The 14,498-nt window shown below is 49.0% G+C and carries 13 protein-coding genes; 1 reads left to right on the top strand and 12 read right to left on the bottom strand.

Annotation, left to right across the window (positions count from 1 at the left end; translation table 11 throughout):
* Window positions 1-433: 433 nt before the first annotated feature.
* The 3 genes from Q1A40_RS13535 to Q1A40_RS13525 form a co-directional block, all read right to left on the bottom strand.
* Window positions 434-631, bottom strand: coding sequence for a YbdD/YjiX family protein (locus Q1A40_RS13535; RefSeq protein WP_300001070.1), 198 nt, complete (start codon window positions 629-631; stop codon window positions 434-436).
* Between the two features lie 59 nt (window positions 632-690).
* Window positions 691-2,796, bottom strand: coding sequence for a pyruvate/proton symporter CstA (gene cstA, locus Q1A40_RS13530; protein ID WP_300000918.1), 2,106 nt, complete (start codon window positions 2,794-2,796; stop codon window positions 691-693).
* Window positions 2,797-3,112: 316 nt separating this feature from the next.
* A complete protein-coding gene (locus Q1A40_RS13525) occupies window positions 3,113-4,117 on the bottom strand; it encodes a linear amide C-N hydrolase (RefSeq protein ID WP_300001068.1) in 1,005 nt (334 codons plus the stop codon).
* Window positions 4,118-4,294: 177 nt separating this feature from the next.
* Between Q1A40_RS13525 and Q1A40_RS13520 the strand changes: the two genes are divergently transcribed.
* A complete protein-coding gene (locus Q1A40_RS13520) occupies window positions 4,295-5,131 on the top strand; it encodes a hypothetical protein (protein ID WP_300000916.1) in 837 nt (278 codons plus the stop codon).
* Window positions 5,132-5,174: 43 nt separating this feature from the next.
* On the opposite strand, the gene Q1A40_RS13515 is transcribed toward Q1A40_RS13520, so the two are convergent.
* From Q1A40_RS13515 to Q1A40_RS13475, 9 genes are all read right to left on the bottom strand, one after another.
* Complete coding sequence (locus Q1A40_RS13515) at window positions 5,175-7,610, bottom strand: DUF3772 domain-containing protein (protein ID WP_300000914.1); 2,436 nt, start codon at window positions 7,608-7,610, stop codon at window positions 5,175-5,177.
* A 458-nt stretch (window positions 7,611-8,068) separates the two neighbouring features.
* Window positions 8,069-8,974, bottom strand: a complete 906-nt coding sequence (locus tag Q1A40_RS13510) for a DUF6708 domain-containing protein (protein ID WP_300000912.1) — start codon at window positions 8,972-8,974, stop codon at window positions 8,069-8,071.
* Window positions 8,975-9,075: 101 nt separating this feature from the next.
* Window positions 9,076-10,017, bottom strand: a complete 942-nt coding sequence (locus tag Q1A40_RS13505) for a DUF6708 domain-containing protein (protein WP_300000910.1) — start codon at window positions 10,015-10,017, stop codon at window positions 9,076-9,078.
* Window positions 10,018-10,118: 101 nt separating this feature from the next.
* Entirely contained in the window at window positions 10,119-11,060 is a 942-nt protein-coding gene (locus Q1A40_RS13500) for a DUF6708 domain-containing protein (RefSeq protein WP_300000909.1), read from the bottom strand.
* 101 nt (window positions 11,061-11,161) lie between these two features.
* Window positions 11,162-12,103 carry a DUF6708 domain-containing protein gene (locus Q1A40_RS13495; RefSeq protein ID WP_300000908.1) on the bottom strand — a complete coding sequence of 314 codons (942 nt, stop codon included), beginning with the start codon at window positions 12,101-12,103 and terminating at the stop codon, window positions 11,162-11,164.
* Between the two features lie 101 nt (window positions 12,104-12,204).
* Window positions 12,205-13,119: a DUF6708 domain-containing protein gene (locus Q1A40_RS13490; RefSeq protein WP_300000906.1), complete on the bottom strand. Its 915-nt coding sequence runs from the start codon at window positions 13,117-13,119 to the stop codon at window positions 12,205-12,207.
* 11 nt (window positions 13,120-13,130) lie between these two features.
* The gene (locus Q1A40_RS13485; RefSeq protein ID WP_300000905.1) at window positions 13,131-13,580 is read right to left on the bottom strand and encodes a hypothetical protein; all 450 of its coding nucleotides are present in this window, start codon (window positions 13,578-13,580) and stop codon (window positions 13,131-13,133) included.
* A complete protein-coding gene (locus Q1A40_RS13480; protein WP_300000903.1) occupies window positions 13,580-13,840 on the bottom strand; it encodes a toxin VasX in 261 nt (86 codons plus the stop codon). Before Q1A40_RS13480 ends, Q1A40_RS13485 begins: the two co-directional genes overlap by 1 nt.
* The coding region (locus Q1A40_RS13475) for a hypothetical protein (protein WP_300000901.1) at window positions 13,818-14,498 on the bottom strand (681 nt) is incomplete at its 5' end. The genes Q1A40_RS13480 and Q1A40_RS13475, both read right to left, overlap by 23 nt.

Here is a 14,498-nt window from a genome sequence, read left to right as displayed (position 1 = left end):
CGATTTGATATGAATAGTTTTTACTTTATTTTTTCTATTACCATATCATGCCTATAGTATAGGCACTGAACGTACAATAAACCATCGGATAAACGCAATGTTCAGACTGCTGTTAACCCGTTCATTCAGCCTGAATGGTATCGGAACAAGGCTGTGAGGCTGTTTAGCGCTGGGTATATCGCCATCCAGTGAAGGAATAAATGACAATAACCTGTCAGCCATATCAGCGTAAAAAACACCGCCGCTGAGGATTGTTCTTATCCGCAATCGAAAGGCGTTAAACAGACAGAGAACCAGAGGCTAATCGAAGAGTACGGCAGAGGGGATTTCAGGCAGACTTAAGAACGCGATATTCTCTGCTATCGCCTGTAAAATGAAATAAGTCGAGGTGGCGGCAGGAACGCTTTTCACCATACACCGCCTGTCCTGGCCATCAACAACACTTTGCCCCGCCCTTTCCGCCGTAACGCGCATCCTGCCTGTCGCGGAAAAACTCTTCATAGGTCATCGGCGTCTGCTCGGGATGAGTGATGCGGATATGTTCCACATAATTCTCGTAATCCGGTACACCAACCATCATTTTAGCGGCATGGCCGAGGTATTTTCCTGCTTTAGAGAGCGCATCAAACATCATTTTTGTCCTTTTCAGTAAACCCGACCTGTATCTGGCAGGTCGGGTGACATATTACCTCAATGCGTACGATTTGTTGAACCATTCAAATGGGCAGCGTCTGCCGGCATCGGTTCGTACGGTGTCTCTTTTGAAGTCGGTTTGTCTGTCTTTAAGGCTGCCAGAGCTGTTTTGATAGCAAATACAGCCAGGACAATCACCACCACCATAAAGAAGATAGTCAAACCTGCATCCAGACGGTTATTGAATACCAGCTGGGCAAGCTGTGACTCGGTATATTGTGGTGGGATATTACCACTATCAATCATCGCCTGGAATTTGTTAGCAATCGCCAGGAAACCCAGTTTAGTGTCCGGGCTGAATGATTTCTGCCAGCCCGCGGTCAAGGTACAAATTAACAGCCAAGCCGTCGGAACCAAAGCTACCCATGCATAGCGCTGACGTTTCATTTTAAACAGAACGACCGCACAGAGCATCAGTGCCATTCCGGCCAGCATTTGGTTCGCGATACCAAACAATGGCCATAAGGTATTGATACCGCCCAGAGGGTCAACCACCCCTTGGTGCAGAAAATATCCCCAGGCCAGTACACATAACGCAGTGGCTAAGAGGTTAGCCGGTAGCGAGTCAGTACGTTTCAGCCCTGGGCTGACAACGCCCAGCAGATCTTGCAGCATAAAGCGTGCGGCACGGGTTCCGGCATCCACCGCGGTCAGGATAAACAGGGCTTCAAAGAGAATCGCGAAGTGATACCAGAAGGAGACATCCATCAGCCCCCCTAGCGCACCGTGGAGGATATATGCCATACCGACGGCAAGCGTAGGCGCCCCACCTGCGCGGGAGATAATAGACTGCTCACCCACTTCGTTGGCAATTTGATGAAGTAAGTCCGGAGTCACCACAAAGCCCCAGGAACTCACCACTTGCGCGGCAGATGCGACAACATCAACAGTACCCGCAGGAGCCAAAACGGCCATCGGACTGTTCATGGCAAAATAGACACCCGGATCGATGATACAGGCTGCCACCAATGCCATAATCGCGACAAAGGACTCCATCAACATACCGCCGTAGCCGATAAAACAGGCCTGGCCTTCACTGGCGAGCATTTTCGGCGTAGTCCCCGATGAAATCAGAGCGTGGAAACCGGATACCGCCCCACAGGCAATAGTAATAAACAAGAACGGGAACAGATCGCCTGCCCACACCGGACCGCTGCCATCAATAAATTTTGTCAGGGCGGGCATACTGAGCGTTGGGCGCATAATCAAAATGCCGATGGCAAGGCCAACGATTGTGCCAATTTTCAGGAAGGTTGACAGATAGTCTCTCGGTGCTAACAGCAGCCACACTGGCAGTACGGAAGCGACAAAACCATACCCTACCAGCATCCAGGTTAACTGAACCCCGGTATAGTCAAACCACGGCGCCCAGGTTTCACTTTCGGCAACCCAACCCCCGGAAATAATGGCAAACACCAGTAATACCAGGCCAATCACCGAAACTTCACCGATACGTCCAGGGCGCAGATAGCGAATATATATCCCCATAAATAGCGCCAGCGGAATGGTGAATGCGACGGTATACGTCCCCCACGGACTATGGGCCAGCGCTTTCACCACGATCATTGCCAGCACCGCGAGGATGATAACCATGATCATAAAGGTGGCAATCAGTGCCAGTACCCCGGCAGTAGGCCCCATTTCTTCACGCACCAGCTCCCCCAGTGAGCGACCATCCCGACGAGTAGAAACAAACAGAACCATAAAGTCCTGCACGGCTCCTGCCAGCACCACACCTGCAAGCAGCCAAATCATTCCCGGCAGATAGCCCATCTGGGCTGCAAGCACCGGCCCCACCAAGGGACCCGCACCTGCGATCGCTGCAAAGTGATGTCCAAAGAGGACTTTTTTGTCGGTCGGAACATAATCGAGTCCGTCATTATGTTTAATCGCAGGTGTCATCCTTGTGGGATCGACCTGTAAGACATTTTTCGCGATATATCTTCCATAGAAACGGTAGGCGATAAGATAAACGCACACGGAAGCGACGACGATCCACAGGGCGTTAATTTGCTCTCCCCGGTTTAGTGCAATATAGCCAAGGGCGAACGCTCCGATAACGGAGAGTAGCGCCCACATAAGGTACTTTCCTGAATTATTCATAATTATTGTCCGTATTAATTGTAGGGATTGTTACGTTTTGTATCCATTAAACACCTTACATTTAACAATCTTGACACAAAAACAAACAATAGCAGGACATTTACACCAGATTGTTAACATGATCACTTTGAACCAGGAAACAGAGAGAATATAGGAGAGGAAATTGTGCACAAAACCAGTATGTTCCACTGGTAAGATGAGGAGGCGTGGCCATCGGCAGCAGCGCTGGCTCAACAAGTTAATTCATATAAATATTATAAAAATAAAAAGGTCACCGGTCTGCGTAATACAGACCGGTAACGCATAAATCCCCCACTTACACGCCGAGGAATTTAAAGGGTTTTGCCTCTTTATAATGCCCGTTGGCATTTCCGGCGTAAACATGGGTCTGATTCGGCCCCAGATCCAGCTTCATCACTTTGCCGGTTTTCTCAGAAAAATCGAGTGTTTTCAGATCGGTCCAGAAGACGTTAGGCGTAAGCGCGGACTCGAAAAAGTAAACCCGATTCTTCTGATCGGCTACCGTACGCCAGCGCGTAGAGGAAATATTCGGTTGATCCGGCGTTGAAATACCATAAGGAACTGACACATTACGGATCACACTGAAGGTACTGGCAATCGCCTCCACCCGATCCTCGGATTTCGGGATCGCGTTCACGTAGAAAGCTGCTCGGGCAAAGCGGTCAGTCGCATTATTACTGCCTGGCAGCATCACGGTTCCGCCAATCTGCTTCCAGTACTCATCGATCACCAGTTGTTTCTCAAACGTCGGCGAATTCGTCATTACCTGATAGCTACGGCTATGGTGGATAACCTGCTTACCGTCGATATACTCAATAATGGCACTGTCACCGCTGGCATCTGACAATGAAAGGTGCAAAGTCGCCAGACGCTCTTCCCCCGGTACATTATCAGTGACAATGCTGAACGGTTCTTTACTCAGAACGTCCACTGCTTCCTGTACAGTGGCGAAGTTATCCAGCACATACTGCGCCCAGGCCGCAATTGTCAGGCCCGGTTTTTGCGCATCCGGTGCCGGATAGGACGACTCGACCAGCCACAGCACATTGGCGACCAGCCCGGCTTCATTCATCCCATCGGTGGTGGAAATATCATAGCCGGAAGCGATAACGCTGCCGTATTTTGATTTCCAGGTTGCCGAATTTTTACCGGCTTCTCCGCTTCGTTCCATGCCTCGTGGGAATACCCAGAGATTGGTCCCCACATCCACCTTCCAGTCCATAGAACGCGCGGTAATCACCTGGTCATTGGCACCGAGATACACCAGCCGTGTACAGGCCTCAACCGTTGGTATCAACATGCCGGCACACAGAAGCGCGACGCTACAGGTGGAGAGAAATGAATTTTTTTTCAATATCATGGATCTTATCTCATTTTGATTTTGCGGGTTTCACTTCTGTAAGTATAGTAAGCTAAAAAAGACCGGATGGATAAGTGGCTTGTTTATCTATTCCCGTAAATAAAAAGGAGAGAGACTTTGTACCGACTGCCACTTTTCATCGCCCTGTCCCTCTACGCTATCCAGGCCGCGTCAGCCATAGCAACGCCCCCCGAACAAGCGCAGGAACCCCGCAAAAAGCCTGACTGGACCTTACAGGTTACCCCCTTCCTGTGGGCAGCCAGCCTTAACGGAAAAGTGTCGCCATTCCAGCGAGGATCAACCCTGGATGTTGATAAATCGTTTTCTGATGTAATGGAACATCTCAGAGTGGGCGGGTTTCTGAATATCTGGGCACGCCAGCAACGTTTTGTACTTTCCGGAAACCTGATGTATGTCGATACCCGTGATGCCAGGGCTAGTGGTCCACTGTCTGCATTCCAGATTCCGGGGCTGGGTATCACGATTCCGGCAGGCGCCAATGTAGAGGGAAAGGTCGATTCCACACAATTTATGGCAACACTCCTCGGAGGGTATCGCGTACTGGATACGCCAGAGTATACCCTCGATATGCTGGGAGGCATGCGCTTCTGGCATATTTCCAATAGCGTTAGCGTGACCACCAGTCATCCAGCAATAGGGAGTCACTCCGCATCTTACAGTGAAGACTTTAAGTGGGTTGATCCGTTAGTTGGCATGAGGGCGTTCTTCCCTCTCGGCGATAACTGGTCTGTTCAGTCTGAGGCGGATATCGGTGGATTTGGTGCGGGGTCAGATCTCACTTGGTCAGTGCTTGCCAGTGCAACCTACTCTTTCACCGATACGCTTTCCGCATCAGCAGGCTATAAGGCTCTGAAGGTGAATTATGACCATAATGGGCATGTGTACAACACCCTGCTCAGTGGTCCGGTGGTGGGGATGACCTGGCGTTTCTGAATCGGGTCAGGCCGCTACCCAAGCGGTAGCGGCCCTCTGGCGATTACTCAGGCATCTCCTGCAATTCAGTCTTGCCTGCTTTACGTTCAATAATCATCGTTTGTGGCGAGGAGAGCATCACGCCCTCTTTACGCAGACGAGTAAGAATATCAAAAAGCAGATCGCTTTTTGCGCCGCTCACCTGTCTGGGGCTGGCCACTTGCCCCGTTACCGACATGATAATACCGGTCGCAGTCAAATCCTTAAAGGATACCGACGGCTCTGGTGTCTCTAAAATACGCTCATTATCATTGTAGACATCCAGCAATAGCTGGCGTACATGTACAGGATCGATATCCAGTGGGAATGTCAGGGTTATCGTCGCGACCCCCTGTGCATTGCCCATGGTAACATTGCGCACATTTTGTGAAATAAACTGCGAGTTAGGCACGATAACCGTGGACTTATCACTGAGCTGGATCTCCGTCGCACGTACGTTGATACGGCGAATATCCCCCTCTATTCCGCTGATACTGACCAAGTCACCGACTTTAACCGGACGTTCAGTCAACAGGATCAGGCCAGAGATAAAGTTTTTCACTATTTCCTGTAGACCAAAACCGATACCGACTGACAGCGCACTGACAATCCAGGCCAGCTTGTTCCACTGCAGACCCATAATCGACAACGTCATCAAGATTAACAACACAAAACCAATATTGCTGAACAGAGTTATGAGCGAAACGCGTATTCCCCTGTCCATCGTCGTTTTGGGCAGAAAGTCGTTTTCCAGCCAGCGCTTCACCGAGCGAAGCCCCCAACCGCCGATCGCCAGACAAAGCAGGGCATTAACCACATGTGCCGGAACGATATTCATCGCCTCCAGGCCCTGCCCTCCCCAGAACTCAATGGATTTCTGCACCAACTCAATAGGGGTGGCACTGCCCAGAGTTCCATTCAGCAAAGCCATAATTGCCGCCAGCAGCAGCACTGTTTTTCCGATGGCACTCAGCAAGACAGCGACTTGCCCAAGATAACGCTCGTTGATATTCAGAGAAGCCTGCATCCGTTTGCCGGACGCATTATTGGTCGAAAACAGGCTTTCGCAGGCATCTGCGATTAACTGGCTGAAGATATAGAATAAACCAAAGACGATCCCCATCCAGATAAGCTCATAGGCAAGGAAACGTGCGAGGGTAATATAGCCAATCACCAGGGCAACCATGATGGCAAAACCAATCAACGTCAGTGCCATCTGAATCAGCCCGACCAGCGTGGACCGGGCTTCCGGCTGAAACCCTTCCTGAACCATACGTCGGCGAACCAGATTGGTGCGCATACTGATAGCCAGAGCAGTGGCACCAATTAGCAATGCCGTCATACCGTTAGCAAAAATCGTGGTTGAAACGCTGGTATTGGCACTGCTGATAAAATTTTCCACTGCCTGAAAGATAAATACCAGCGTCGCCGTCAAAGGTGGAAAGGGCTTTAATGCCAGCGCAACCTGGTCTGAGATTTGTGGCAAACGCCAGGAAGGTCGGCGGGTGGAGAGAAAAGCACGCCCGAGGCCGGCAATCAATCCGCAGAAGATACTCAGTCCGACCAGCTTATCGGCAAAGACTCGGACATCTTCCCCTACCCCATCGTTACGGGTAAATGCCAAATCGAGGAAATTAAATGCCAGCACAACAGCGGCCAGCGTGGTCAGCACAGTCGCGGCAGCCAGGAAACTACGACGTAAACGCCCTTCCGGTAAATGGTGAATACCTATCCAGGCGAGAAACTCTTCAAGATAGCGTCGACCTAAAGTCGCCACCAGCCCGGCAGCCAAAATCCAGCCCAGAGTACCGAATAGCCAGTCTGGCGCGAAGGAAAGCTCGGCTGATGACGTCAGCTCATCAAAAAAGCGGCTAATTTTATCGCTGTCATCACTTTGGGGATTGATAAGAGGAGCCCAAAAGCGTGGGCTAAAAATGCTGCCAGCATTAAGCGCAAGTTGGGTTTTTACCGCATCGCGGCGCAGGTTAATAATTTGGGCAGAAAGATTTATTGCCCCAGATTTTATCGCCTCCGCCTGTTTAATCTGTTCGTCTGTTTTGCTCTTCTGATTTTCCAGTTTACTGCGTTTACTGGTCACATCCACCAGTTCTTTGACCCCACTGTCCGCCGCCGGAACCGGGCCAAGCACTTCCAGTTGAGCCTGTAGTTGCGTGCTTAAGGACGTCAGCGCCTGAGTCAGACGATCTGCCGTACCGGACAGTTCGAGAGCCAAGTCATTCAGGGCTTTAAGTCGGGTATCATTGGTTTCACCGGAAACCTGCTGCTTAATCTTATCGAGTACTTTCTGCATCTTAGGCAGTTCGACAGCAGCATTAATCTTTACTGACACATCGCCATTTTGCTGAGCGCTATCGCTATCGCTCGCCGCCACAGACCACTGAGGCACAAATGCCACCAGTAGCAACAGGCACACACGAAGAAAAGTTAACATGCCAGACATGTAGATATTCCTGAAAATAATTGAAGATACCAGAGAGTTCGCCTGATTGAGCGCGGCATAGTTTATGCCTTTGTGATGGACTGCACTATAAGATTTGCGATAGAAAAATTGTGTCCGGACAATCAGAATAATCGATGGAACAGCACCAGTAGTATCATCAGTGCTGTAAATTTGGCGGGACAGGAATAACAGCGTAGAGGCAATTAGCTTATCATTAATCAGGTTTTTTCAGCCTGCTGCTTTATCAGCGCATAACGGTTCAGAAGCTGGTTTATCTGCATATCGGTCTGTATCAGATGCCCGGATAAGATCCGGGAATCGGCATCTGCCTGGCTTAGCTTGGCAGAATGCTGGCTGCACGTGTCGGTAATATAGCGCAGTCAGTTCTTCAACATTCGTTCTACCCACTCTTGCTAGAATTTATGCTTCAAAAATCAGCTGTCAGCTCATTGAATTTTTCATTCAGGCGCCGTTCTGGATTCTCTGTCCAGGGCTTCCGGCCAGAGTGACTTTGCCTTTTTTTGAGGTCTGCCATCACCAGGCGGTGGACAGAGCGGATCCATCACCACGGGCTGGTGCTGCATATACTGACACCAGTGGCTCCATAACTGACGCTGGAGCTGTATGTAGTATATCGAATAATTTAAAATAACACGCTCGGCCACCTTCCGGGTGCCGGGCTCGCAGATGGCGCCATACAGGCGAAACCCTTGCTCGAAGCGATCGGTCTCACGGCTGATTTCGCCGTGGATATCCGCCCAGTCGAACACCCTGACGGTGGTCGGCCATTTCGCCCAGGGGTTCCAGGCTTTACGGTGGTGCTCAAAAATATAAATCTTCTGTCGCTTACGATTAAACCGGACAGGCTGGCTTCTCGGGACAAATAAAGCCATTCTTAGATTGAGTATTATCATCGATAACAAAATAAACGCCCCCCCCCATAATATAAAAATCGCACCTATTTGATATCCATTAAATAAATTAAAATTGTGTGAAAAAATCATAGCAATTGGCATACCAATAGCCATAATAAAGGGGACTATCAGAACGATAATGCTAAGCCATGCCAGACCCCACATAATATTTTCATAACGGGGAACCTCCATCCAAATGTCATTAATCTCTGTGACCTGTATGAGCTGCCCCGGAACGACCTGCTTCTCATTATTTGCGGGCAAATCCTCTTCCCAGTTTTTTAGCCGGGGCGTAAGCAGAGGCTTGCGTGAAAAATAGTGGTCTACTGAGGCTTTGATCTGCTCTGGCGTGGCATAGCGCAAGACATCTTTTATCGTGAGTTGGCTTTCACTGACTTCCGGGTTTTGCGTGTTCTTATTCCTTGCTGATTTTCGTTTTCCTTTTTTCATTTTGTCCTTTCTGAACCTTGGCTTTCAGGGTAAGCACAGTCATACTCTGTGGATCGGTTTTCTTCGGGCAACAATATATAAAACAGGGCCACGATTATTGCTCAGAAATCCGATTCAGGTGCCGTTCTGGATTCTTTGTCCAGGGCTTCCGGCCAGAGTGACTTTGCCTTTTTTTGAGGTCTGCCATCACCAGGCGGCGGACAGAGCGGATCCATCACCACGGGCTGGTGCTGCATATACTGACACCAGTGGCTCCATAACTGACGCTGGAAATCTATGTAAAATATCGCCCGATTTAAAATAAAACGTTCAGTCACTTTCAGGGTGCCGGGCTCACAGATGGCGCCATACAGGCGAAAACCCCGATCGAAGCGATCGGACTCATGACTGATTTCACCGTGGATATCCGCCCAGTCGAACACCCTGACGGTAGTCGGCCATTTCGCCCAGGGATTCCAGGGTTTGCGGTGATGTTCAAAAATATAAATTTTCTGTCGCTTACGATTAAACCGGACAGGCTGGCTTCTCGGGACAAATAAGGCCATTCTTAAAAAGAGTATTATCATCGATAAAAAAATAAATGCCCCCCCCCATAAGGCAGAAATCATAAATATATGAGAGCCATTGGAAAGATTAAAATGGTCTAAAAGAATGATCTCAATAGACATACCGATAGCCATAATAAAGGGAACTATCAAAGCAATAACTCCAATCCATGCCAGGCCCCACATAATATTTTCATAACGGGGAACTTCCATCCAAATGTCGTTAATCTCAGTGACCTCTATTAGCTGTCCCGGAACAACTTGCTTCTCATTATTTGCGGGCAAATCCTCTTCCCAGTTTTTTAGCCGGGGCGTAAGCAGAGGCTGACGTGAAAAATAGTGGTCGACTGAGGCTTTGATCTGCTCTGGCGTGGCATAGCGCAAGACATCTTTTATGGTGAGCTGGCTTTCACTCACTGCCGGGTTTTGCGTGTTCTTATTCCTGGCTGAGTTTCGTTTCCTCTTATTTATTTTTGAACTCCGTTTTCCTTTTTTCATTTTGTCCTTTCTGATCCGTGGCTTTCAGGGTAAGCACAGTCATACTCTGTGGATCGGTTTTCTTCGGGCAACAATATATAAAACAGGGCCAGTATTATTGCTCAGAAATCCGATTCAGGTGCCGTTCTGGATTCTCTGTCCAGGGCTTCCGGCCAGAGTGACTTTGCCTTTTTTTGAGGTCTGCCATCACCAGGCGGTGGACAGAGCGGATCCATCACCACGGGCTGGTGCTGCATATACTGACACCAGTGGCTCCACAACTCGCGCTGGAGCTGTATGTAGTATATCGAATAATTCAAAATAACACGCTCGGTCACTTTCAGGGTACCTGGCTTACAGATGGCACCATACAGGCGAAACCCCTGGTCTAAGCGATCGGACTCATGGCTGATTTCACCGTGGATATCCGCCCAGTCGAACACCCTGACGGTGGTCGGCCATTTCGCCCAGGGGTTCCAGGCTTTACGGTGATGTTCGAAAATATAAATCTTCTGTCGCTTACGATTAAATCTAATGGGTTGGTCTCTCGGGACAAATAAAGCCATTCTTAAAAAGAGTATTAGCATCGATAAAAAAATCCCCCCTCCCCCCCATAAAATAGCGATCATAGATATGTCATACCCACTAGAAAAATTAAAATCAGGTAAAAAAATAATGGCAATTGACATACCGATAACAATAATAAAGGCTAATATCGAGGCTATAACGCCAAACCATTCCAGACCCCACATAGTATTTTCATAGCGGGGAACCTCCATCCAGATGTCATTAATCTCTGTGACCTGTATGAGCTGCCCCGGAACGACCTGCTTCTCGCTATTTGCGGGCAAATCCTCTTCCCAGTTTTTTAGCCGGGGCGTAAGCAGAGGCTTGCGTGAAAAATAGTCGTCGACTGAGGCTTTGAGTTGCTCTGGCGTGGCATAGCGCAAGATATCTTTTCTGGTGAGCTGGCTTTCACTCACTGCCGGATTTTGCGTGTTCTTATTCCTTCCTGAGTTTCGTTTCCTCTTATTTATTTTTGAACTCCGTTTTCCTTTTTTCATTTTGTCCTTTCTGATCCGTGGCTTTCAGGGTAAGCACAGTCATACTCTGTGGATCGGTTTTCTTCGGGCAACAATATATAAAACAGGGCCACGATTATTGCTCAGAAATCCGATTCAGGTGCCGTTCTGGATTCTCTGTCCAGGGCTTCCGGCCAGAGTGACTTTGCCTTTTTTTGAGGTCTGCCATCACCAGGCGGTGGACAGAGCGGATCCATCACCACGGGCTGGTGCTGCATATACTGACACCAGTGGCTCCATAACTGACGCTGGAAATCTATGTAAAATATCGCCCGGTTTAAAATAACACGCTCGGTCACTTTCAGAGTGCCGGGCTCACAGATGGCGCCATACAGGCGAAACCCCCGATCGAAGCGATCGGTCTCATGACTGATTTCGCCGTGGATATCCGCCCAGTCGAACACCCTGACGGTGGTCGGCCATTTCGCCCAGGGATTCCAGGCTTTGCGGTGGTGCTCAAAAATATAAATCTTCTGTCGTTTACGATTAAACCGGACAGGCTGGCTTCTCGGGACAAATAAGGCCATTCTTAAATTGAGTATTAGCATCGATAAAGAAATCCCCCCTCCCCCCCATAAGATAGCGATCATAGATATGTCATACCCACTAGAAAAATTAAAATCAGGTAAAAAAATCATAGCAATTGACATACCAATAGCCATAATAAAGACCACTATTGAGGCTATAACGCCAAGCCATGCCCCCCCCCACATAATATTTTCATAACGGGGAACTTCCATCCAGATATCATTAATCTCAGTGACCTCTATTAGCTGCCCCGGAACGACCTGCTTCTCATTATTTGCGGGCAAATCCTCTTCCCAGTTTTTTAGCCGGGGCGTAAGCAGAGGCTTGCGTGAAAAATAGTTGTCGACTGAGGCTTTGAGTTGCTCTGGCGTGGCATAGCGCAAGATATCTTTTCTGGTGAGCTGGCTTTCACTCACTGCCGGATTTTGCGTGTTCTTATTCCTTCCTGAGTTTCGTTTCCTCTTATTTATTTTTGAACTCCGTTTTCCTTTTTTCATTTTGTCCTTTCTGATCCGTGGCTTTCAGGGTAAGCACAGTCATACTCTGTGGATCGGTTTTCTTCGGGCAACAATATATAAAACAGGGCCACGATTATTGCTCAGAAATCCGATTCAGGTGCCGTTCTGGATTCTCTGTCCAGGGCTTCCGGCCAGAGTGACTTTGCCTTTTTTTGAGGTCTGCCATCACCAGGCGGCGGACAGAGCGGATCCATCACCACGGGCTGGTGCTGCATATACTGACACCAGTGGCTCCACAACTCGCGCTGGAGCTGTATGTAATATATCGAATAATTTAAAATAACACGCTCGGTCACCTTCCGGGTGCCGGGCTCACAGATGGCGCCATACAGGCGAAACCCTTGCTCGAAGCGATCGGTCTCATGACTGATTTCGCCGTGGATATCCGCCCAGTCGAACACCCTGACGGTGGTCGGCCATTTCGCCCAGGGATTCCAGGCTTTGCGGTGGTGCTCAAAAATATAAATCTTCTGTCGTTTACGATTAAACCGGACAGGCTGGCTTCTCGGGACAAATAAAGCCATTCTTAAAAAGAGTATTATCATCGATAACAAAAAAAACTCCGCCCCCCATAAGATAGAAATAATGCCTACATGATATCCATTAGATAAATTAAAATCCTGTGAAAAAATAATCTCAATAGACATACCGATAACAATAATAAAGGGTATAACCAAGGCTATAATGCCAAACCATGCCAGGCCCCACATGATATTTTCATAACGGGGAACCTCCATCCAGATGTCATTAATCTCTGTGACCTGTATGAGCTGCCCCGGAACGACCTGCTTCTCGCTATTTGCGGGCAAATCCTCTTCCCAGTTTTTTAGCCGGGGCGTAAGCAGGGGCTGACGTGAAAAATAGTGGTCGACTGAGGCTTTGAGTTGCTCTGGCGTGGCATAGCGCAAGATATCTTTTCTGGTGAGCTGGCTTTCACTGACTGCCGAGTTTTGGGTGTTCTTATTCCTTGCTGAGTTTCGTTTTCTCTTACTCATCCTTGTCCTTCCTAATCGGTAATCTTCAGGGTCAGTGTCATCAGACTCTGGGGATCGTTTTTATCCGGCCAGTAATCAATATTAAGTATCGCCTGGCCGTAACGCGTGCTGACCCATGCCAGCCCTTCTAACACCAGGGCATTGCTATCCCAGCGCTGCGTTAACGTATTATTTAACGGAAGGCTTGGATGACGGGGGTGACGCAGAATATGGGAGCCATCATCTGTTAGTGAAGAAGCGCTATCTTTAATGCCTTTTATACCATACTGACTCACCAGCAATGGCTTGGACCCGCCATCGCCCTGTGCCACAAGTTTAAGATCCCATGCGGAGTCGGTGCTGTTACACCCCGGTAATCTGACGCGCATTTTTACTGCATCTTCAGAATCCCCGCGCTTTCCCATCAGGTTCTGATAATCCATTTCAGCCGTCATGCCGCTCACAATCACTTTATACGCCATCAGCGCGGCGTACAGGTCTTATCCAGCAAGACATATAAGTACCCCATCCGCAAAGTACGCAATGCATATTTAAATTCTCCTCCTGCCAGCTCGACATTCTGCCTGGGAACAACAGGCTTCCAGCCCGAGTTAACCAGGGCTTTTGGCACCGCCGCCACACGCAGTGGAAAAACGGGCACGCCAGTTCTCTGGCAGGCTTTACACCCTGATGGTGTTGATGCCGCTTGTTCACTGGCCTCAGCATACTGATTCATCGTCATGATGGTGTGCTCCTTTATTTTCGTTCTTCCCGGTTACGGCTTTAATATCCTGCTTTAGCGTATCTGGCAGCGTCTGTAGACATTGGGATAAACGCAGGGAAGGATCGGCAATCACCTGTTGTATCAAATTTTTTACTACCGGATGTTGCGCAATATCGACCCCGATGCCCAGACTGTAGGCGGCTAAAAAATAGCTGTCTCTGGTATCAGTCAGCCCCGTGCTTGCCATTTTTTTCCACATCGTCGCGGCCTGTATCGCAGCATCAGATGGCAGGGAAACGTTAACGGCACCCCAGATTTTCAGTATATCGCCAATAGCACGAACATTTTGCTGAGCCCATTCCTCCCCCCAGTTCAGTCGCCATTGTTCAACCGGCTCTTTACCCAACTGACAGGCCAGTTCACCCGCTACCGTCATATACCACCAATGACTGACTGGCCAGATACTCCCGGTCATTCCATTCTGTGCTCTCGTGGTTTGTAGCAATTCGAAACACAACGGCTCAAAGAGTGGCAAAAAAGCGTCACTGACATGATTGCACTGTTCTGCCAGCGAGGCCGCAAGCAACTCAGGTGGCTGCGAACTGGAAAGCCATCCGCACAAATAGCGTTTATCCTGTAATACCTCACTTCTTGCATAATCTTCAGTGCGGTTTAG

The organism is uncultured Cedecea sp., assembly GCF_947498825.1.
Lineage (GTDB): Bacteria > Pseudomonadota > Gammaproteobacteria > Enterobacterales > Enterobacteriaceae > JGM124.
The sequence above is the reverse complement of the archived record's forward strand: the minus strand, read 5'-3'. Positions and strand labels throughout refer to the sequence as shown.

Coding starts and splice junctions, on each gene's coding strand:
- Q1A40_RS13535 (WP_300001070.1), bottom strand. CDS start 631: ATGTTTGATGCGCTCTCTAAAGCAGGAAAATACCTCGGCCATGCCGCT.
- cstA (WP_300000918.1), bottom strand. CDS start 2,796: ATGAATAATTCAGGAAAGTACCTTATGTGGGCGCTACTCTCCGTTATC.
- Q1A40_RS13525 (WP_300001068.1), bottom strand. CDS start 4,117: ATGTTGATACCAACGGTTGAGGCCTGTACACGGCTGGTGTATCTCGGT.
- Q1A40_RS13515 (WP_300000914.1), bottom strand. CDS start 7,610: ATGTCTGGCATGTTAACTTTTCTTCGTGTGTGCCTGTTGCTACTGGTG.
- Q1A40_RS13510 (WP_300000912.1), bottom strand. CDS start 8,974: ATGAAAAAAGGAAAACGAAAATCAGCAAGGAATAAGAACACGCAAAAC.
- Q1A40_RS13505 (WP_300000910.1), bottom strand. CDS start 10,017: ATGAAAAAAGGAAAACGGAGTTCAAAAATAAATAAGAGGAAACGAAAC.
- Q1A40_RS13500 (WP_300000909.1), bottom strand. CDS start 11,060: ATGAAAAAAGGAAAACGGAGTTCAAAAATAAATAAGAGGAAACGAAAC.
- Q1A40_RS13495 (WP_300000908.1), bottom strand. CDS start 12,103: ATGAAAAAAGGAAAACGGAGTTCAAAAATAAATAAGAGGAAACGAAAC.
- Q1A40_RS13490 (WP_300000906.1), bottom strand. CDS start 13,119: ATGAGTAAGAGAAAACGAAACTCAGCAAGGAATAAGAACACCCAAAAC.
- Q1A40_RS13485 (WP_300000905.1), bottom strand. CDS start 13,580: ATGGCGTATAAAGTGATTGTGAGCGGCATGACGGCTGAAATGGATTAT.
- Q1A40_RS13480 (WP_300000903.1), bottom strand. CDS start 13,840: ATGACGATGAATCAGTATGCTGAGGCCAGTGAACAAGCGGCATCAACA.